This window comes from Halomonas sp. TA22 (assembly GCF_013009075.1).
Classification (GTDB): Bacteria; Pseudomonadota; Gammaproteobacteria; order Pseudomonadales; family Halomonadaceae; genus TA22.
The window spans coordinates 2993220-3012183 of record NZ_CP053108.1; the positions used below are offsets into that span (position 1 = coordinate 2993220).

18 protein-coding genes are annotated in these 18964 nt (G+C 61.9%); 15 read left to right on the plus strand and 3 right to left on the minus strand.

What is annotated here, in order from left to right:
- Positions 1-77 precede the first annotated feature (77 nt).
- The 3 genes from metH to HJD22_RS14180 all read left to right on the plus strand — a co-directional run bounded on the left by metH (position 78) and on the right by HJD22_RS14180 (position 6126).
- Positions 78-3791: a methionine synthase gene (gene metH / locus HJD22_RS14170; RefSeq protein WP_208656378.1), complete on the plus strand. Its 3714-nt coding sequence runs from the start codon at positions 78-80 to the stop codon at positions 3789-3791.
- A gap of 150 nt (positions 3792-3941) precedes the next feature.
- Entirely contained in the window at positions 3942-5597 is a 1656-nt protein-coding gene (locus HJD22_RS14175; protein ID WP_208656377.1) for a nitrite/sulfite reductase, read from the plus strand.
- Positions 5587-6126 (plus strand): DUF934 domain-containing protein, encoded by a 540-nt coding sequence (locus HJD22_RS14180; RefSeq protein ID WP_208656376.1) that lies wholly within the window; start codon positions 5587-5589, stop codon positions 6124-6126. Before HJD22_RS14175 ends, HJD22_RS14180 begins: the two co-directional genes overlap by 11 nt.
- Before the next feature lie 83 nt (positions 6127-6209).
- Here HJD22_RS14180 and smrA read toward each other — a convergent pair whose 3' ends face one another.
- Positions 6210-6797 (minus strand): DNA endonuclease SmrA, encoded by a 588-nt coding sequence (gene smrA, locus HJD22_RS14185; protein WP_208656375.1) that lies wholly within the window; start codon positions 6795-6797, stop codon positions 6210-6212.
- A gap of 147 nt (positions 6798-6944) precedes the next feature.
- On the opposite strand from smrA, the gene HJD22_RS14190 reads away from it, so the two are divergent.
- From HJD22_RS14190 to pdxH, 5 genes are all read left to right on the plus strand, one after another.
- Positions 6945-7358 (plus strand): gamma-glutamylcyclotransferase family protein, encoded by a 414-nt coding sequence (locus HJD22_RS14190; RefSeq protein ID WP_208656374.1) that lies wholly within the window; start codon positions 6945-6947, stop codon positions 7356-7358.
- A 130-nt stretch (positions 7359-7488) separates the two neighbouring features.
- Positions 7489-7842, plus strand: coding sequence for an arsenate reductase family protein (locus tag HJD22_RS14195; RefSeq protein WP_208656373.1), 354 nt, complete (start codon positions 7489-7491; stop codon positions 7840-7842).
- Positions 7843-7865: 23 nt separating this feature from the next.
- Complete coding sequence (gene wrbA, locus HJD22_RS14200) at positions 7866-8486, plus strand: NAD(P)H:quinone oxidoreductase (RefSeq protein WP_208656372.1); 621 nt, start codon at positions 7866-7868, stop codon at positions 8484-8486.
- Positions 8486-8878, plus strand: coding sequence for a DUF2069 domain-containing protein (locus HJD22_RS14205; RefSeq protein WP_208656371.1), 393 nt, complete (start codon positions 8486-8488; stop codon positions 8876-8878). Before wrbA ends, HJD22_RS14205 begins: the two co-directional genes overlap by 1 nt.
- A 104-nt stretch (positions 8879-8982) precedes the next feature.
- Complete coding sequence (gene pdxH, locus HJD22_RS14210; RefSeq protein WP_208656370.1) at positions 8983-9621, plus strand: pyridoxamine 5'-phosphate oxidase; 639 nt, start codon at positions 8983-8985, stop codon at positions 9619-9621.
- A gap of 57 nt (positions 9622-9678) precedes the next feature.
- Here the strand turns inward: pdxH and HJD22_RS14215 are convergent, their stop codons facing one another.
- The gene (locus HJD22_RS14215; RefSeq protein ID WP_208656369.1) at positions 9679-12426 is read right to left on the minus strand and encodes a bifunctional acetate--CoA ligase family protein/GNAT family N-acetyltransferase; all 2748 of its coding nucleotides are present in this window, start codon (positions 12424-12426) and stop codon (positions 9679-9681) included.
- 103 nt (positions 12427-12529) lie between these two features.
- Between HJD22_RS14215 and HJD22_RS14220 the strand changes: the two genes are divergently transcribed.
- Both HJD22_RS14220 and HJD22_RS14225 read left to right on the plus strand, forming a co-directional pair.
- Positions 12530-13477 (plus strand): histone deacetylase family protein, encoded by a 948-nt coding sequence (locus HJD22_RS14220; RefSeq protein WP_208656368.1) that lies wholly within the window; start codon positions 12530-12532, stop codon positions 13475-13477.
- A 108-nt stretch (positions 13478-13585) separates the two neighbouring features.
- The gene (locus HJD22_RS14225; protein WP_208656367.1) at positions 13586-14212 is read left to right on the plus strand and encodes a helix-turn-helix domain-containing protein; all 627 of its coding nucleotides are present in this window, start codon (positions 13586-13588) and stop codon (positions 14210-14212) included.
- 9 nt (positions 14213-14221) lie between these two features.
- Here HJD22_RS14225 and HJD22_RS14230 read toward each other — a convergent pair whose 3' ends face one another.
- Positions 14222-15058: a formate dehydrogenase accessory sulfurtransferase FdhD gene (locus HJD22_RS14230; protein WP_208656366.1), complete on the minus strand. Its 837-nt coding sequence runs from the start codon at positions 15056-15058 to the stop codon at positions 14222-14224.
- Positions 15059-15153: 95 nt separating this feature from the next.
- Here HJD22_RS14230 and HJD22_RS14235 point away from each other — a divergent pair, with 95 nt between their 5' ends.
- From HJD22_RS14235 to HJD22_RS14255, 5 genes are all read left to right on the plus strand, one after another.
- On the plus strand, positions 15154-15582 hold the full coding sequence (locus HJD22_RS14235; protein ID WP_208656365.1) for a DUF3305 domain-containing protein: 429 nt from the start codon (positions 15154-15156) through the stop codon (positions 15580-15582).
- On the plus strand, positions 15579-16199 hold the full coding sequence (locus HJD22_RS14240) for a DUF3306 domain-containing protein (RefSeq protein ID WP_208656364.1): 621 nt from the start codon (positions 15579-15581) through the stop codon (positions 16197-16199). Before HJD22_RS14235 ends, HJD22_RS14240 begins: the two co-directional genes overlap by 4 nt.
- A gap of 134 nt (positions 16200-16333) precedes the next feature.
- On the plus strand, positions 16334-18031 hold the full coding sequence (locus tag HJD22_RS14245) for a 4Fe-4S binding protein (protein WP_208656363.1): 1698 nt from the start codon (positions 16334-16336) through the stop codon (positions 18029-18031).
- Positions 18032-18035: 4 nt separating this feature from the next.
- Positions 18036-18692 carry a molecular chaperone gene (locus tag HJD22_RS14250; protein ID WP_208656362.1) on the plus strand — a complete coding sequence of 219 codons (657 nt, stop codon included), beginning with the start codon at positions 18036-18038 and terminating at the stop codon, positions 18690-18692.
- A 41-nt stretch (positions 18693-18733) separates the two neighbouring features.
- Positions 18734-18964, plus strand: coding sequence for a twin-arginine translocation signal domain-containing protein (locus HJD22_RS14255; protein ID WP_208656361.1), 231 nt, complete (start codon positions 18734-18736; stop codon positions 18962-18964).

The window sequence follows — 18964 nt, forward strand, 5'->3', positions numbered from 1 at the left end:
TACCATGGATGCCCTTCGAGAACGCGAAAAAACGCGCCGACGATGCTTATATTTGATGCTGGAGAACATTCCTGACAATGGCCGCCGCTCCCTCCCCTCTGTCCACCGCGCTGACCCAGCGACTCGCCGATCGGATCCTGATTCTCGATGGCGGGATGGGGACCATGTTGCAAAACGCTCGCCTCGACGAAGCGGACTTCCGCGGCGAGCGCTTCCGCGACTGGCCTTCGGAGCTGAAGGGTAACAATGACCTGTTGGCACTGACTCGACCGGACGTGGTGCGCGAGATTCATCGCGACTATCTCGAGGCGGGTGCCGATATCGTCGAGACCAACACCTTCAACAGTACGCGTCTGTCTCAATCCGACTATGGCATGCAGGAGCTGGTGGTCGAGCTCAACCGTGAGTCGGCGCGCCTGGCTCGTGAGATATGCGACGCCGTCGGTGAGGCGACCGGCGTGCCGCGCTACGTTGCCGGCGTGTTGGGCCCGACCTCGCGTACCGCTTCACTATCGCCCGATGTCAACGATCCGGCCAAGCGCAACGTCACCTTCGATGAGCTGCGCGAGAACTATTACGAAGCCGCCGAGGCGCTGATCGACGGCGGTGCTGACCTGATCATGATCGAGACGATCTTCGATACGCTCAACGCCAAGGCGGCAATCTATGCCCTCGAGGAGCTGTTCGAGGCGCGTGGCGAGCGGCTGCCAGTGATGATCTCAGGCACCATCACCGATGCCTCCGGCCGCACCCTATCGGGACAGACCACCGAGGCATTCTGGAATTCGGTGCGACATGCCCAGCCGCTCTCCATCGGATTGAATTGTGCACTTGGCGCCGAAGAGCTGCGCCCTTACCTCGAAGAGCTCTCGAACAAGGTCGATACCTTCGTCTCGGCCCACCCCAACGCCGGCCTGCCCAATGAATTCGGCGAGTACGACCAGACGCCAGAGGAGATGGCGGCGATCGTTGCCGAGTTCGCCTCGAGTGGTCTGGTCAACGTCATCGGCGGTTGCTGCGGCTCGACGCCGGAGCATATCCGCGCGATTGCCGAAGCGGTAAAAGAGATGCCGCCACGTGCGGTTCCCAAGCGCCTCAGGGCCTGCCGACTCGCGGGTCTCGAGCCATTCAACATCGAGGCCGACTCGCTGTTCGTCAATGTCGGCGAGCGCACCAACGTCACCGGTTCGGCGCGCTTCAAACGGCTGATCGTCGAGGAGGATTTCACGACTGCGCTGGAGGTGGCGCTGGAGCAGGTGGAAAGCGGTGCCCAGATCATCGACATCAACATGGATGAGGGGATGCTCGAATCCCGCGACGCCATGGTGCGCTTCCTCAACCTGATTGCCGGCGAGCCCGATATCTCGCGGGTCCCGATCATGATCGACTCCTCCAAGTGGGAGATCATCGAGGCGGGCCTTAAGTGCGTACAGGGCAAATGTGTGGTCAACTCGATTTCGCTCAAGGAGGGTGAAGCCGTCTTCCGTCAACAGGCGACCGCCTGTCGGCGCTTCGGCGCCGCCGTGGTGGTCATGGCCTTCGACGAGGATGGCCAGGCCGACACCTTTGCGCGCAAGACCGAGATCTGCGAGCGCGCCTACCGGCTGCTGGTCGACGAGATCGGCTTCCCGGCGGAAGACATCATCTTCGACCCCAATATCTTCGCCATCGCCACCGGCATCGACGAGCACAACAACTACGCCGTCGACTTCATCGAGGCCACCCAGTGGATTCGCAAGCACCTGCCCCATGCGATGCTCTCGGGAGGCGTCTCCAATGTGTCGTTCTCGTTTCGTGGCAACAATCCGGTTCGCGAGGCGATTCACTCGGTCTTTCTCTATCATGCGATACGTGCCGGCCTGACCATGGGGATCGTCAATGCCGGCCAGCTCGCTGTCTATGACGACCTGCCCGCCGAGCTACGCGACGCCGTCGAGGATGTCGTGCTCAATCGCCGCGATGACGGCACCGAACGGCTGCTGGAGATCGCCGACAAGTACAAGGGTGACGGCAGCAGCGCGGAGAAGAAGGAGGATCTCGAGTGGCGAGGATGGGAGGTCGAAAAGCGCATCGAGCATGCCCTGGTCAAGGGCGTGACCGCCTTTATCGAGGCGGATACCGAGGAGGCGCGCGCCAAGGCTGCTCGCCCCATCGAAGTGATCGAAGGACCGCTGATGGACGGCATGAACGTGGTCGGTGATCTGTTCGGTGCCGGCAAGATGTTCCTGCCCCAGGTAGTCAAGTCGGCCCGCGTCATGAAGCAGGCCGTAGCCTACCTGATTCCCTACATCGAGGCGGAGAAGCGCGAGCTCTCTACAGAAGATCAGCAGGCCAAGGGCAAGATCGTCATGGCCACGGTCAAGGGGGACGTCCACGACATCGGCAAGAATATCGTCGGCGTAGTTCTTCAGTGCAATAACTACGACGTGATCGATCTTGGTGTGATGGTGCCGGCCGAGAAGATCCTGCAGACGGCACGCGACGAGAAGGCCGATATCATTGGCCTCTCCGGCTTGATCACCCCTTCGCTGGACGAGATGGTGCATGTCGCCAAGGAGATGCAGCGCCAAGGATTCGACCTACCCCTGCTGATCGGTGGCGCGACCACCTCGAAGGCGCATACCGCCGTCAAGATCGAGCCGCAGTACGACCACCCGGTCATCTATGTCACCGACGCCTCCCGTGCAGTGGGCGTGGCTAGCCGGCTGCTCGCCCCCAATCTCAAGGAAGCCTACGTCGCCGAGATTCGCCAGGAGTACCAGGGTGTACGCGAGCGCAATGCCAAGCGTCGCCCCAAGGCCGCCGATCTCGACTACGAACAGGCGCGCAAGCGCCGTTTCCGCACCGACTGGGCGAGTTACACCCCACCCAAGCCTACCTTCACCGGGCTCAAGGTCTTCGACGACTACGATATCCAGGAACTGGTCGAGCGCATCGACTGGACGCCCTTCTTCATGAGCTGGCAGCTAGCCGGCAAGTATCCGAAGATACTCGACGATAAGGTGGTCGGCGAGGCCGCACGCAATTTGTTCGCCGATGCTCAGACGATGCTCAAGACGCTGGTCGACGAGAAGCATATCCAGGCGCGCGGCGTGATCGGCCTATGGCCGGCGAACAGTGTCGACGACGACGTCATCGAGGTCTACGCTGACGAGACGCGCCAGGATATCGTGCATCGACTTCATCATATCCGTCAGCAGATGACCAAGAATCGCGACGGCATCTGTTACAGCCTTGCCGATTTCATCGCCCCCAAGGAGAGTGGTAAGCCAGACTGGATTGGCGGATTTGCGGTGACGACCGGGCACGGGGTCGATGAGCTGACCAAACGCTACGAAGCCGCCGGCGACGACTACAATGCCATCATGGTACAGGCCCTGACCGACCGGCTTGCCGAGGCCTTCGCCGAACGCATCCATGAGCGTGTACGCAAGGAGTTTTGGGGCTATGCTCCACAGGAGAGTCTCGACAATGATTCCCTGATCGCCGAGAAGTATCAGGGTATCCGCCCCGCTCCCGGCTATCCGGCCTGTCCCGACCACACCGAGAAGGCGACGTTGTTCCGCCTGCTCGATGCCGAACGCAACAGCGGTCTCGTCCTGACCGAGAACTTCGCCATGTGGCCGGCGGCAGCCGTCTCGGGTTGGTACTTCTCGCATCCGCAATCGAAGTACTTCTCTACCGGGAAGATCACCCGGGACCAGGTCGAAGCACTGGCCGAACGCAAGCAGATGCCGCTCGGCGAGCTGGAGCGCTGGCTGTCGCCGGTGCTCTCCTACGATGCGGATTGAATGCCTGCCGGGGCTTGTCCTTGGCCGTTCTTCATAACAGTTTCTTAATTTTCTATGATCATTTATTCTTTCAAAGAATATAGGAAGAGGAGTATCTTGCTCACCAAGCCAGTACTCCTTCATTCGCCCCGACTAGCAGGACACTCCTGAATGTATCGGTACGACACTTACGATCAGACGCTCGTCGACGAGCGCGTTGCCCAATTCCGTGACCAGATGGACCGCTATCTGGGTGGGCGTCTGCCGGAAGAGGAATTCCGTCCGCTGCGCCTGCAGAACGGCCTCTATATCCAGAAGCATGCGCCGATGCTGCGCATCGCCATCCCCTACGGCATGCTCTCGAGCCGCCAGTTGCGAGCACTGGGTGAAATCACGCGTCGCTACGACCGGGGTTACGGGCACTTCACCACGCGCCAGAACCTGCAACTCAACTGGCCGAAGCTCGAGGATATCCCCGACATCCTCGGCGAGCTCGCCCAGGTGCAGATGCACGCCATTCAGACCAGCGGCAACTGCATCCGTAATACCACCAGCGACCAGTTCGCCGGGATCGCCCAGGATGAAGTCGAGGATCCCCGCCCTTGGTGCGAGCTGATTCGCCAGTGGTCGACGCTGCATCCCGAGTTCGCCTATCTGCCGCGCAAGTTCAAGATCGCAGTGAGTGGCGCCGCCGAGGATCGCGCCGCCATCCAGGTGCATGATATTGGCCTGCGCCTGTGGCACAACGAGAATGGCGAGCTGCGCTTCCGCGTACTGGCCGGGGGTGGACTTGGTCGCACGCCGATGATCGGTGACGTGGTGCGCGAGGATCTCCCCTGGCAGCATCTGCTCACCTATCTGGAAGCGTGCGTTCGCGTCTATAACCAGTTTGGCCGCCGTGACAACAAGTTCAAGGCGCGCATCAAGATTCTGGTCAAGGCGTTGGGCATCGAGGAGTATCGTCGACGCGTCGACGCCGAGTGGGCGCACCTCAAGGATGGCTCGCAGACCCTCAACCAGGCTGCCGTGGATACCGCGCGCGCGCACTTCATCGAGCCTGAACGTCGCGAGATTGCAGAGCAGGCGATTGCCGACTTCGAACGCCTGCGCGGCGAGAATCGCGCCTTCTCGCGCTTCGTGACCAATAACGTCAGCGGCCACAAGGTGCCAGGCTACAAGGCCGTCACTCTCTCGCTCAAGCGTCGCGAGCATGCCCCCGGCGACATCACTGCCGATCAGATGGACACGGTGGCCGAGCTTGCCGATCGTTACAGCTTCGGCGAGCTACGTGTCACTCACGAGCAGAACCTGGTGCTTTCCGATGTCGCCGTCGATGAGATCGAGGCGTTGTGGCAGGAACTCGAAGCGCTCGGCATGGCGAACCCTACGGTAGGTACGCTCAACGACATCATCTGCTGTCCGGGAGGCGACTACTGCAGCCTCGCCAATGCAGTCTCGATTCCCATCGCTCAGGCGCTGCAGGAGCGCTTCGAAGATCTCGATTTCCTCTACGACCTGGGGCCACTCGACCTCAACATCTCGGGGTGCATGAACGCCTGCGGTCATCATCACGTAGGGCATATCGGCATTCTAGGCGTCGACAAGAAGGGTGAAGAGTATTACCAGATCTCGTTGGGCGGCAATGCCACTGACGACGCCTCGCTGGGCAAGATTCTCGGCCCCTCCTTCTACCGCGAAGACGTGCCGGACGTCGTCGACAAGGTGCTCAAGGTCTATGTCGAACAGCGCCATGAAGATGAGCGCTTCCTCGACACCTACCGCCGCATCGGCCTGAAGCCCTTCAAGGAGCGCGTTTATGCCAAATGATATCGACGCCGAGCCGCAATTCGTACTCGAGCGTACCAAGACCTTGATCAAGCTGGGGCAGCCCGAGGAGAACACCTGGGTCCTGTCGAGAAGCGAAGACGCGCTTCCACAGGAACGGCCTGCCATCGTGCCCGTCTCGCTATGGCTTGAGCACGGTGATCAGAGTGAGCTTGCGCCTTGGCTTGCAAGCGACGCCGAACTCTCAGCAGAGCTCGTCGAGCGCCTTGCCAAGGCGCCGCTGATCGCGATCGACTTCCCCACCTTCAACGATGGCCGGGGCTATACGCTGGCGAGGCTGCTAAGAGAGCGTTTTGGGTACCAAGGAGAAGTGCGTGCCATTGGCGATGTGCTGGTCGATCAGCTCTACTACATGAGTCGCTGTGGCTTCGATGCCTTGGCGCTTCGTGAAGATCAGCGACTGGACGATGCCCTGCGCGCCCTGGGTGCCTTCAGCGTCAGCTATCAACCGGGTGTCGATATCAATGAGGCACTTTTCGAGAGACGCCTGCGAGAGTCCAACCCAGGCTGATCTTCGCAAGTCGTGCCAGAAGTTAAACGCCCGGTCTGCCGGGCGTTATTGTGATAGCCCCCCTGCTCCCAAGCCTCTGCTCGTCAGCCCCGCCGTTTCTGCTGGCGCTCACGGTTGCGCGCCCTCGCCCGCTCCGATTTCCTGAGCATCACGTAGGTGGCGCCAAGGCCCCCATGCGCGGGCTGTGCCGATGAGTACGCCTGCACCTCCTCGAATTGACAGAGCCACTTGGCAAGGTAGGAGCGCAGGACGTTCGCCGGGCTCTCGGTTTCACGGCCTCGGCCATGCACGATCAACAAACTGCGAAGCTCATGTTGGTGAGCTTCACGGATAAAGGCAAACAGTTCGCGACGACACTCATGCAGTGGCCGTTTCAGGAGATGCAGGCGCGCTTCGGGAGGGTAACCGCCATGGCGCAAACGCTCGAGCACACCGGTCTGAATGCCATCGTGACGGTACTCGATAGGATCGTGTGCACCGATGAGATCGACGAAATCATCGGAGAGAAAATTGTCTTCACCCGCCATCGCCTGAGCGCGTTCGCGCCTGGCCAGCTGAGCCTCGCTTGGCATGCGACGGCGGCTCGCCCCGGTGTCTGCCCTGCCGCGGCCGCGCGATACAGGCTCCACGTCTCCCACCAGTGTCCGAAAGCTCACTTCGTCCTGATTCATGACGCGGCTCCTTACTTGTCTAGCTTGCGTTCCAAGCTCTGATGATAGCAAACCGGTCAAGGGTTCGCTGTTTCCCCTTGCCAAGCTATGACAGCATAGTAAGCGATTGAATTCCCGACTCCACGAAGCCAGACAAGGAAGACGTCGATGCGTAGCACAAGGCGTGCGTTATGGGTACTGGTAGCGCTGGCACTACTATTGGCCGGCTATCTTTGGGTGACTATGCTCAGCCCTTTCACCTACTCTCGCCCCGATCATCTGGCGGAGATCACGGAAGGTCAGCATGAGGTGTTCGTCTATGGCACGCTGCGCTATGCATCCGTGCGTTGGGTGGTCTATGGTCGAGCGGGCGATCCCGAGGAGGCGCGACTGCCAGGATATCGTCGTGAAGGACTCGATCTGGCGAGGGAAGAGAATGCTTATGTCGAAGGATTGCTGCTCGAAGTGGATGAGCAGGAGTTGGCACGTCTGGATCGCTACGAGCGACTGGGGATACGCTATCGACGCGAGTTGTTAGTGCTTGAAAATGGCAATATGGCGTGGGTTTATCTCAGGCTGTAATCGATTGGGCACAAAATAAGATAACGGTATAACTCTAGAGCGGTATCGGCATTTGCCCTTGTGGCCCCCACTCAGGACCTACTACAATGCTTCGCAATTGCTTGATTTAGCAACTATCAAGGCAACAACGATGACGAACATCACGCTATATCACAACCCTCGCTGTTCGAAGTCACGCCAGGCACTTGTACTGCTCGAAGCGCAAACCGGCACGGTAACGGTACATCGCTATCTCGAAGCACCCCTCGACTACACGGCATTGAGCGCGTTGTTGCAACGCCTCGAAGGAGAGTTGCGTGACCTCGTTCGCGTTGGCGAAAGCGCTTGGAAGTCCCTCGGACTGAATTTCGAAGATGAAGCAGCGGTGCTTGCCGCCCTTGCCCGTGAACCCAATCTGATGCAACGCCCGATCGCCGATGACGGCAAGCGGGCGATTGTCGGGCGTCCACCACAAGCCGTGCTCGCCCTGCTCGATTCCGACTAACACAACTTCGCCGCGGAGCGCCGATGAGCCCGACCACTCCTTATGTCCTGATCCTGTTCTACTCGCGCCATGGCGCCACCAAGACCATGGCCGAGCAGATTGCTGCCGGCGTGGAGTCCGTCTCCGGTGTCGATGCGCGGCTGCGCACCGTCCCGTCGGTCTCGGCCACCAGCCAGGCCGTGGAACCGGAGATTCCTAACGAAGGGGCGATCTATGCAAGCCTCGACGATCTGCGCGACTGCAGTGCCCTGGCGTTGGGCAGCCCCACACGCTTCGGCAATATGGCAGCCCCGCTGAAACACTATCTGGACGGTACCAGCGAGTTGTGGGTGAACGGCGCCTTGATCGATAAGCCCGCCTGCGCATTCACCTCAACCTCCAGCTTGCATGGCGGGCAGGAAGCCACCCTGCTCTCCATGCTGATTCCTCTGCTGCACCATGGAATGCTCTACGCAGGCCTGCCCTACAGCGAAACCGAGCTGTTCACCACTACCGGCGGCGGTACACCCTATGGCGCCAGCCATGTCGCCGGCAGCCGCAGCGACCAGCCTCTTGACGACCATGAGCGACGACTCTGCAAGGCCCAGGGGCGCCGCCTGGCACGCCTGGCGCTTGCTCTCACGACGCTGCGTGGGGATCGCTGATGCGCCAGCTCTTCGAAGAGTGGGAAACGCGGCATGGCCTGGATCGGCTCACCGAGCGCTCACGACAGGCAGTGCTCGCCGGCTATATCGCACTGCTGATCCTGCTCACGTACGGTGGGCTCAACGTGCATAGCGTTCAGGAGGGAGGCTTCACTCCCGTATTGGTAAGGGTGTTGCCGTTGATCCTGTTTCTGCCTTCGATTATGGGCCGCCGACCGCGGGGCCATGCTTGGCTTGCCTTTGTCAGTCTTCTCTATTTCATGCAGGGGGTGATGATCGCCACACTCCCGGGACAGGCACTGCTCGGCCTGCTCGAGATCGCCGCCTCCCTGACCCTGTTTGCCGGCAGCACGTGCTATGCCCGTTTTCGCAGTCGTCAGCAGCGTCAATAGCGCGGTCGTCACCGGGAAACCGGCATGAGATCAAGGTCGATGAAGATAGCGGTTGAGCCTTCTCCTTGTAGCGGCGAAGATGTAAAGAAATTCAGGAGGTCATCATGGTACGAGACATCGCTGATATAAGACGCGACTACGAGGGCGGACGTCTCGACGCGGCCACCACCCCCGCTTCGCCGCTTCCCCTGTTTCAGGAGTGGTTGAAGCTTGCGATGCAGGACGAAGCCGACGCCACCGCCATGACTCTGGCGACCGTCGATAGCCAGGGCCTGCCGCACGCACGCATCGTTCTGCTCAAGGGCTGTGAAGAGACCGGGATGGTGTTCTACACCAATTATCACAGCCACAAGGGGAGCGAACTGGCCAATGTGCCGCATGCCGCCCTGGTCTTCTGGTGGCCGTCGCAATCGCGTCAGGTACGTATCGAAGGCAGAGTCGAACAGGTGCCTGCCCAGGAGTCCGACAGTTACTTCTCTCGCCGCCCGCGTGGCAGCCAGCTGGGCGCCTGGATCGCCACTCAGAGCGTGGAGATACCCGACCGGCAGTGGCTCGAGGAGCGACAGAAGCGCTATGAGCAGGTCTATTCGGAACAGGATATCACCCGGCCCGCGCATTGGGGCGGCTATCGCCTAGTGCCGGAGATGGTCGAGTTCTGGCAAGGGCAGCCCGATCGCCTGCACGACCGGATCCGCTACCAGCTGCGCGACGAGCAGTGGTCCAAGTTTCGCCTCTCTCCCTGAGTTCCCTCCCATCGGCATCGGTCGCATCGCCTGTATCGGATGATGCGCCGATCCCTACTAGTCCAAGGCGCTCTCCAGACGCAGACGCTGCCAGTCGCTGGTCGGCTCGTTGAGCGGCAGGGTCACGTCCATCACCTGCTCCTCCATGTTGTAGCGCAGCCGGAAGCCAAGGTGTTTCATCAAGTTTCGCATGGGGAAATTGTCTGCCATTACCTTGCCGAACATCTCAAGCGTCCCCACCCCCTTGCAGTAGCGGATCATCTTGTTCATGAGCAGGCTGCCAAGCCCCTGCCCCTGCATGTCGTCGCGAATGATGATCGAGAACTCGGTGCGGATATTGTCCGGGTCATTCCAGACTCGCACCACCCCCAGCATCTGTCGGCTGCCATCGTCGCGCTCATGCTCGGCAATGAACGCCATCTGCCGGTCGTAATTGATCTGCGCCAGCATCGAGAGGTCGCGCTTGGTGAGATCGGCCTTGTGATGAAAGTATCTGAATCGAATGCTCTCCTCGGAGAGTTGAGTATGAAACGCAGTGATCAGCGGCGCGTCCTCGGCGCGGATCGGCCGTACCTCGACGTTCATGCCGTTCTTGAGCGTGATCCACTCCCTGAGCTCTTCGGGATAGGGCATGATCGCGTGACGGGCAGGCGTCCCCAGGTCCATGGCGAAGTCCACCGCCACCACGCCATCGCGGTTGAGCAGCACCGGATTGAGCTCCAGCCCCTTGAGCGCCGGCAGGTCGGAGGCCATCTGGGAAAGCTTGACCAGCAACTGACAGATACGCTGAAAATCCCGCTCGGGATCGCGGGAGTGTTCGCGTATCAGCTTGGCGGCGTGGGTACTCGACACCAGGTCATTGGCCAGCGTCATGTTGAGCGGCGGCAGTGCGACGTGCCGGTCGGCCAGTACGTTGACCTTGTAGCCGCCGATACCGAACACGATCACTGGGCCGAAGACGGGATCGCGCGTGATACCGGCACACAACTGCATGGAGTTCTTGCCGCGCTGCATCCCCTGCAGGCAGTACTCGTGGATCACGATGTCCGGCTGCCTTTGGTGGACCTGCTCGCTCAGCCGCCGCACCGCATCGGCCACTTGCTGCGGGGTGACGAGATCTTGGATCAGCCCCCCCGAGAGCCGGTGAGGGTGGCGGCGATAGCGAAACGGCATGCAATTGTTCTCGTGTACTACCTTCAGCGCCATGCCTTCGCTGAACTCGATCGCTGCGCTGGCCCCCTCCTCGGGTGTCGTCACGTACTGGCTCGATGCAGTGGGGATACCGTATGCTGCCAGTACCTGAGCGATCTCTGAGTGGGTAAGCGACTCCCGCCCCGCCTCCCGCGCCTTGTCGATCAGACCATGGCAGCGCGCCCGAATCTCGGCCGAGGTGGCAAATGGCAGACTTGGCGGCGTCTCCTGCAGCAGCGTCTGCACGCGCTGGTAATTGACCATGTGCATGAAGGCCTTGACTGCCTTCTCCGGCGAAGTGTAGGTCGGAATACCGGCCAGGTTGCTCTCGTGACGTGCCGACAACGCCTCCTCCAGCCCCATCCAACTGGTCAGCAGATTGCGCTTGAAGCGCTTGCGATTGGCGACGATCGCCTCCGCGGTGATCTTCGACGGCGCCTGACGCGTCGGTGCATGCACCACCAGCACCGCATCCACCCCCGGATCCGCGGCCACCACCTCCAGTACATCGACCATCTTCTCCGGCGTGGCATTGCCACTGAGATCGACGGGATTGCGCCCAGGCAACGTCATGTCGACATCGCGACGCTGCAGCGCCCGACGCGTCACCTCGGAAAACTCGGCAAGCTTGCCCCCCGCGATAATCAGCTTGTCGATGGCCAGCATCGCCGGCCCCAGCCCGTTGGAGACGATGGCGAGTCGATCGCCGCGCAATGGTTTCATCCGCGACAGCGTCTCGAGGGCATCGAACAGCTCGTCCGAGTCATCGACGCGTACCACTCCGGCGCGAGCCAGCGCCGCATCGAAGATCACGTCGCGATTGGCGATTCCCGGCGTGGGCGCAATGCCGGAGATATCCGATTCGGGCGTGCGCCCGCTCTTGATCGCCAGCACCAGGCGATGGCGGGACGCCTCGCGCAGTGCGGTCATCAGGTGCTGAGCATCGTGGGAGTGTTCGAGGTGCAGCAGGATCGCCTGGGTCGGCGCGTACTGGTTGATATAGTCGATCAGGTCGGGCAACAGCACATCGACGCTGTCGCCCAGCGTGACCAAGTGCGAGAAGCCGATGCCCCGGCCCGCTGCCCAGTCGATCATGGCACTGCCGAGCATCCCCGACTGGCCGAGATAGGCCACCTTGCCTGGCTTGACGGGCTGACTTGCATAGGAGGCATTGAGCTTGCGCCCCGGCACGATCAAGCCCATGCACTCCGGTCCCAGCACCCGGATGCCGCTGCGCCTTGCGGCCTGAAGCATGCGTTCGCGAATCGAGCGCCCCTCCTGCGCGGGATCATCGAGATAGGAGCCTCCGGTCAGCACCAGGGTGGCCTTGACCCCAAGGTTGCCAAGCTGCTCGATCAGCCTGGGCACGCTTCGCACCGGTGAGCAGATGATCGCCAGATCGGGCACCTCCGGCAGGTCGTCGACGCGCCTGACGCACGTCTGACCGAATACCGTGGCATAGCCCTTGGGATTGACCGCCCATACTTGGCCGGGGAACCCCGCCTCCTGCACATTGCGCAGTACCAGCCCGCCCAGGGAGTTGGGCTTTTCCGATGCGCCAATCACCGCCAGGGTGCGGGGCTCGAAGAAGTGACGTAGAAATCGCGTGCCCACCGGTCTCTCCTCACAAGGGGTTGTGACCATGTGTACGACTTATTGACACTGTCATGCAAGGTCGCAAGAAGTCTAAGGTCAATCATCCTCGCTGGAGTCTACGATGATTACCTCCTACATCACCCATCCACGATGCCTGGATCACCACATGGGGCCCGAGCATCCTGAGAGCCCGCTGCGACTCGAGGCGATCCGGGCCCGGCTGTCGCTGGCCGGCATTCTGCAGCAGACCATGCAGTCCGAGGCGAAGCCCGCCACCGACGAGCAGCTGGCGCGTGTGCATCCCGTGCGTCATCTCCAGTCGCTGGGCAAGTGCGTGCCCGAGCAGGGCATCGTCGCCATCGACGAGGGGGACACCATGATGAACCCGCACAGCTTGGAGGCGGCCAAAGTCGCCGCGGGCGCCGTCATCAGCGGAGTGAACCAGGTCTACCGGCACCAGGCCGACAATGTCTTCTGTGCCGTGCGGCCCCCGGGACACCATGCCGAAGCCACCGATGCCATGGGCTTCTGCTTCTACAACAACATCGCCGTGGGGGCGGCGCACGCACGAGCACAGTACGGTGCCCGCCGCATCGCCATCCTCGACTTCGATGTGCATCAGTGCAATGGCACCGTCGACATCTTCAAGGATGACCCGGAGATCCTGATCTGTACCAGTTATCAATTCCCTTTCTACCCCTGGCGCTATCTACGCAGCGAGAGCCATAACGTCATCAATACGCCGCTTGCGGCGGGTACCGACAGCGCCACCTTTCGCCAGGCCATCGAGGAGGATTGGCTCCCCGCCCTGCACGGCTTCAAGCCGGACCTGGTACTGGTGTCGGCGGGTTTCGACGCCCACCGCGAGGACCCCATGGCCGAGCTCTGCCTCGAGGATGAGGACTTCTATTGGGTCACCCGTCTGGCCATGGAGATCGCCGCCCTCTATGCCGACAATCGCTTGGTATCGGTACTCGAGGGGGGATATGACCCCATCGCACTGGGGCGCTGCGCCGAGGCGCACGTAAGAGCCTTACTTGGTCAGCCGTTCGATGATGGCGTTTCCTGAGCCGCGAAAATCACCTTACCCACGCCTTGTCGAGACCCTTGCGATTTCAAGTACTCTGCGGGCGGGATATGATAAGTTAACGGGAAATGTTTCCTATAGTGAACCGCAATGAGCATAACCGATCAGGAAACGGCCCTACGTATCGCCGATGGCCGCAAGCCCTTTGTCGAGCCGCTGCGTCTTGGCGAGCGCCTCAAGGAGATCCGCCTGGCCAACCACTGGACGCTGGAGGATGTCAGCCAGCGCACCGGCCTTGCACGCTCCACGCTCTCCAAGATCGAGAACGATCAGATTTCTCCCACCTTCACAGCCGTTCAGAAGCTGATCGGCGGACTGGGTATCGACCTTCCGCAGCTGCTCACCGCACCCAAGGCCCAGAGTCGCACCCTGGGGCGTCGCGACCTGACGCTGGTCGGCGAGGGCAAGCGCCACCCCACGCCTACCTACGAGCATGAGCTGCTCTCTTGGCAACTCGCCCAGAAACGCATGATCCCCTTCAAGACCATCGTTCGGGCGCGCCGCTTCGATGAGTTCAGCGAATGGGTGCGCCACGACGGCGAGGAGTTCCTGATCGTGCTCGAGGGCGAGATCCTGCTCTACACCGAGTTCTACGAGCCATTGCGTCTCGGTCGTGGCGATAGCATCTATTTCGACAGCGACATGGGCCACGCCTTGGTTTCGGTCAGCGATGAGGACGCTGTGGTGCTCTCGGTGTGCACTCCCGGCGATAGCTGAAGCGACAGATCAGCGGTCGCCCGGACGACGCTCGGGAATCGCATCGAGCTCGAGACGATGGGGAGCACCGATGGCCTGGAAATGCCGGCCCTTGGCCCGCGCCACCAGCAATACTCCGAAGCGTTCGGCGAGCTCCACCCCTTTCTGGGTGACGCCGGAGCGCGAAATCAGCACGGCGATGCCCATCTGGGCCACCTTGAGCACCATCTCCGAAGTCAAGCGACCGGTGGTATAGAAGATATCGGCGTGTGACGTGCCGCTCTGCTCGAGCCACTGCCGCCCGGCCAGGGTGTCCACCGCGTTGTGGCGTCCTACGTCCTCGACGAAATCGAGCACTTCATCCTGGCGACAGAGAGCGCACCCATGCACCGCCCCGGCACTGCGGTAGGTCTCGTTGCAGCTGCCAAGATGATTGAGCAGACGGTAGAGCACCGACTGCCTGAGCAGCGTCGCGGGCAACGGCGCAAGCCCGGTGCTCTCCAGCAGACGCCCGAACACGGTGCCCTGCCCACAACCGGTGGTCACGGTGCGACTCCCCAGTCGCTCCTCGAGATCGGCGGGCAACCGGCGTGTCACCACCGCAGCGGCTTCCACCTCCCAGTCCACCTGCACCGCGACCAGATCCTCCCTTTCATTAAGTAGTCCCTGATTGCGCAAGTAGCCCACCACCAGCGCTTCAGGCTCTGCACCAAGCGTCATCAGGGTGACGATCTCGCGCTTGTTGAGATAGAGCGTCAGCGCCCGTTCGGCGGCAATTGCCTGGCGGCGCGTCTCGCCATACTCATCGACCACCTCGATTTCGAGGGTGGTGGGCAGGCGCGCCCGACTCAAGCTGATGGCGGACATGTAAAAGACTCCCTATTCGCGGTTTTGACGGCTTGACCATCATCCCATCGCTGTCGCTTACTGTCTGCCCTTTCCAAGACCATCCGGGGACCATCATGTCGAGTGCCAGTCTTCGCCACTTGAGCCTCACCCTGGCGGGCGAGAACAAGACCGTCAACGGCTTCACGCTGATGCAGTGGCGCATCGCCCACTTCGCCCCTGGCGAACAGGGGCCCTACGTGCTCGATCTGCAGCTCTACATGACCGAGCGCACCGCCTACCGCTTCAACCTCAACTCCTCGAGTCCGCGCCTGTTCGTACGCTGCGGCTTCACCGGACGAGCGCCGGTGCCGGACGCCATTACCGCAAGCCAGGATGTGGCCGCCGCGTGGATGGATGGTGAGCAGCAGGTACTCGAAACGCCCATGCCGATGGCGCTCCAGGTATGGATCGAGGCCTATCTTGCCCATCACGGCGAAGGCCCCGACCCTGGCCGCAAGAAGAAGCGCAAGGGCGCCGGACGCGCGCGTGAGGATCAGCCATGACGCGCGCCGACACCCCCTTCAACCGTTGGTCGCTGCGCAAGCGCGGGCTCGACAACTCGGATGCCAAGCCTGACTCGCACGAGCGCGCTGGCATGGCTGACGACACCGCCGAGCAGCTGCCTGAAGAACATGGGGCATCAGCGCCGGAGCCGATCCGGGAGGCCGGGAGCAGGACGGAAGAGATCGACGCGCCTCCCCCCGAGGGGAGCCTCGATCACACCCTGCCCGACCCCGACAGCCTCGGTCCCGGAGCCGATTTCAAGGGATATCTGGTGCCGGGCGTCAGCGCCGCGCTCAAGCGCCGAGCACTCAGGCGCCTCTACACCACCGGCAACTACAACGTTCGCGATGGGCTTGACGACTACGACCTTGACTACAGCCAGATGGGCAAGCTTTCGGTCACGGCCAGTGCAAGCGTGCGCCAGTGGGGAAAGAAGGCCCTCGAAACATTCGAGGAGCGGGCGCACGCCCAGCCCCGAGGCGATGAGCAGTCGGCTGACGAATGCCCATGCGATGCGATGCCATCTGGCACAAGCGAGGAAGACAAGGTATCCTCCCCGCGCCGCACGGCCGGGATGTCAGGAGAAGAGTCACACAAGAATGACTCAAGCACCTGAAACTTCGGCCGATATCAGTTGCAGTAGAGGCGATTAGACTAACGGGGCATTTGCCTGAGCCAGCATTCGGCCAACACTGCATCACTGAGTCATACCTATAACAACGACATGACCGATCTGACCGATGAGAAGACATGAACCAACCTATCGCGTCACCCTCGCAGGGTTCGCAACACAATCGACTCGCCCGGACGGCTGCTCTTAGCAAGGTTTCCTGGCCTGTCAATCTCTCCCCCGCTACGGTCAGTTACCAGAGCCTGGGCCATTTGCTGATCATCGGCGGCGACGTCGAGTGCCGCACTGCACTGGCGGCCCTGCAAGGAGCCGAGACCGAACTGACATCGGTCACGCTGCTGCTCGACTCAGCGTCAGTTGGCTCTCAGGATCGGGACGTGCCGGGCGTGGCCAGCTATCGCATCGATATGGCCCGCCAAGGCATCGCCATTCGCGGTTATCTCGGTTGCTTCGAGGTCGAGCTCTCCCATGAGGGAGCCCCGGTCAATCTGGCCAAGGCAGTTCTCTCCCGCGATTACTTCGACCTGATCCTGGATCTTGGCAAGCATCCTTGCCTGACGCTCGAGCTGCCGCCGCCAGGTTATTTCGCCTGTCAGTTCGGCACACCGGCCTATACCGAGGCACTGGCCGCGCTGCCCGAACACATCGGCGAATTCGACAAGCCCAAGTATTTTCATATCGATCACGACATCTGCGCGCATGATGGACGCGGCCAGCGCGGCTGCACCCGCTGCCTGGAGGTGTGCCCCGCAGACGCCATCGCCAGCCGCCAGAAGCGCATCGAAGCGTGGATCGAGATTGACCCGTTCCTTTGCCATGGCGCGGGCAGCTGTACTACTGCCTGCCCTACCGGCGCCATCCAGTACCGGCTGCCGGAGCCGCACGCCCAGCAAGATTACGCGGCACGCCTGATCGAGGCCTATCGCGAATCGGGCGGTACACAGCCAGTCGTGCGCTTCGTCGAGCGCGCCTATCTGGACGAGGAGCTACCGCCCCCCGCCGGGCATATACTGGATATCCCGCTCGAGGAGCTTGGCGCGGCCGGGCTCGACCATTGGCTCGGCGCCCTGGCCGATGGCGCCTGCGAGGTGCGCGTGCAATGGGGGGCAAACCTGCCGGGAAGCATGATCGCACTGCTTGACGATCAGCTGGCCCAGGCCCGGACGATTCTCGATGCGCTCGGCCTCGAAGCAGGCCGCTTGACCACACTCGATGCCGGCGACAGCGAGCGACGCGACGAACTGCCAGCATTCAACGCGCTGCCCTCACGCTCGCGCAGCGCCAAGGCGGCGCACGGCAAGCGTGCCCGGCTCAACGATACCCTGGCCAGCCTCACCGCGGCTGGCCACCTCGATGCCCAACGCCATGGCATGCCCGACGGTGCGCCGTTTGGCGCAGTGGTCGTCGACAACGCCGCTTGCACGCTGTGCATGAGCTGTGTCTCGATCTGTCCCACGAAGGCGCTTGGCGGTGGCAAGGACAAGCCCCTGCTCAGCTTCCTCGAGGCCGACTGCGTGCAGTGCGGGCTGTGCGCCAGTGCCTGTCCCGAGGATGCCATCGCACTCATGCCGGGCTTCCTGGCCGCACCGCAACGCCTCGAGCGCCAGATCTGCAAGGAGGAGGCGGCATTCGAGTGCATCGTCTGCAGCAAGCCCTTCGCCACCGTCAGCACCATTGCCAGCATCAAGGCCAAGCTGGCCGCACACCCCTACTTCGCTGGCGATGCCATGGCACGCCTGGAGATGTGCGAGGACTGTCGCGTCAAGGATGTCTGGCACGAGATGGCTCGCAATCCCGACGCGCAACTGAAGGTATAGCCGTATGAGTCAAGCTTCCGACCCTCTCGCTTCTGAGCCTCTCGTATCGCGGATTGATGACGACAGCGACGCCCTGCGTGCCGATATCTATCGATTGCTAGCACGCCTGCTGGTCGCGCCACCCGACCTAGAACTGCTGACTTTCGTCGCAGGCCTTGTGGCCGATAAGGAGCCAGGCCCCCTGGCGAGCGCCTGGTCGGCGCTCGCCAGTGCGGCGAGCCAGGCACGGCTCGAGTCAATTGAGCGCGCGCATTTTCAGCATCTGGTAGGCGTCGTCCAGGGCGACGTGGTGCCCTACGCCTCCTGGTACCTCAAAGGAACGCTGATGGATGAGCCGCTGATCGCGATTCGTAGCGATCTGCGCAGGCTGGGGCTCGAGCGCAGCGAGCAGACCAAGGACCCCGAAGACCATATCGTCGCCCTGTGGGAAACCATGAGCTGGGTGATCGAGCATCGCCCCCACGAACAGGCCCATTTCTTCGACACCCACCTTGCCCCTTGGGCCGAACGCCTGATGGGCGATCTGGTACAAGTCGACACCCCTTTCTACGCCCGGCTGGGCCAGTTGGGTCAGGCCTTCATGGCCAGCGAACATGAGCGTTTTGCCGATCGGTCGCCTGTGCATGCTTACGAGCCTCACTCCAAGCACGTCCAGCGCTAGCAACGAAACGAACAAAGAAGAACATGAGAGGAGACCCTGACATGCCTGACAACCACCATCCCGAACAACACGGCTCAGAAGAGCACAACCCCGAACGCCGCCGTTTCCTGCGAGCCCTTGGCATGGGCACCGCCGCGGCCGGCGTAGGCGTGGCCATCGGCCACGTCACCCTGGCCCAGGCCGATGCCCCCCAGCAGGAGCCCCAGGATGAGTCGCTGCGCTATCGGGAAAGCGACCATATCCGAGCCTACTACGCCACCCTGCGTGACTGA

What these genes read in the sequence shown, in the direction of transcription:
- metH (WP_208656378.1), top strand. Translation starts at nt 78, where the DNA reads ATGGCCGCCGCTCCCTCCCCTCTGTCCACCGCGCTGACCCAGCGACTC.
- HJD22_RS14175 (WP_208656377.1), top strand. Translation starts at nt 3,942, where the DNA reads ATGTATCGGTACGACACTTACGATCAGACGCTCGTCGACGAGCGCGTT.
- HJD22_RS14180 (WP_208656376.1), top strand. Translation starts at nt 5,587, where the DNA reads ATGCCAAATGATATCGACGCCGAGCCGCAATTCGTACTCGAGCGTACC.
- smrA (WP_208656375.1), bottom strand. Translation starts at nt 6,797, where the DNA reads ATGAATCAGGACGAAGTGAGCTTTCGGACACTGGTGGGAGACGTGGAG.
- HJD22_RS14190 (WP_208656374.1), top strand. Translation starts at nt 6,945, where the DNA reads ATGCGTAGCACAAGGCGTGCGTTATGGGTACTGGTAGCGCTGGCACTA.
- HJD22_RS14195 (WP_208656373.1), top strand. Translation starts at nt 7,489, where the DNA reads ATGACGAACATCACGCTATATCACAACCCTCGCTGTTCGAAGTCACGC.
- wrbA (WP_208656372.1), top strand. Translation starts at nt 7,866, where the DNA reads ATGAGCCCGACCACTCCTTATGTCCTGATCCTGTTCTACTCGCGCCAT.
- HJD22_RS14205 (WP_208656371.1), top strand. Translation starts at nt 8,486, where the DNA reads ATGCGCCAGCTCTTCGAAGAGTGGGAAACGCGGCATGGCCTGGATCGG.
- pdxH (WP_208656370.1), top strand. Translation starts at nt 8,983, where the DNA reads ATGGTACGAGACATCGCTGATATAAGACGCGACTACGAGGGCGGACGT.
- HJD22_RS14220 (WP_208656368.1), top strand. Translation starts at nt 12,530, where the DNA reads ATGATTACCTCCTACATCACCCATCCACGATGCCTGGATCACCACATG.
- HJD22_RS14225 (WP_208656367.1), top strand. Translation starts at nt 13,586, where the DNA reads ATGAGCATAACCGATCAGGAAACGGCCCTACGTATCGCCGATGGCCGC.
- HJD22_RS14230 (WP_208656366.1), bottom strand. Translation starts at nt 15,058, where the DNA reads ATGTCCGCCATCAGCTTGAGTCGGGCGCGCCTGCCCACCACCCTCGAA.
- HJD22_RS14235 (WP_208656365.1), top strand. Translation starts at nt 15,154, where the DNA reads ATGTCGAGTGCCAGTCTTCGCCACTTGAGCCTCACCCTGGCGGGCGAG.
- HJD22_RS14240 (WP_208656364.1), top strand. Translation starts at nt 15,579, where the DNA reads ATGACGCGCGCCGACACCCCCTTCAACCGTTGGTCGCTGCGCAAGCGC.
- HJD22_RS14245 (WP_208656363.1), top strand. Translation starts at nt 16,334, where the DNA reads ATGAACCAACCTATCGCGTCACCCTCGCAGGGTTCGCAACACAATCGA.
- HJD22_RS14250 (WP_208656362.1), top strand. Translation starts at nt 18,036, where the DNA reads ATGAGTCAAGCTTCCGACCCTCTCGCTTCTGAGCCTCTCGTATCGCGG.
- HJD22_RS14255 (WP_208656361.1), top strand. Translation starts at nt 18,734, where the DNA reads ATGCCTGACAACCACCATCCCGAACAACACGGCTCAGAAGAGCACAAC.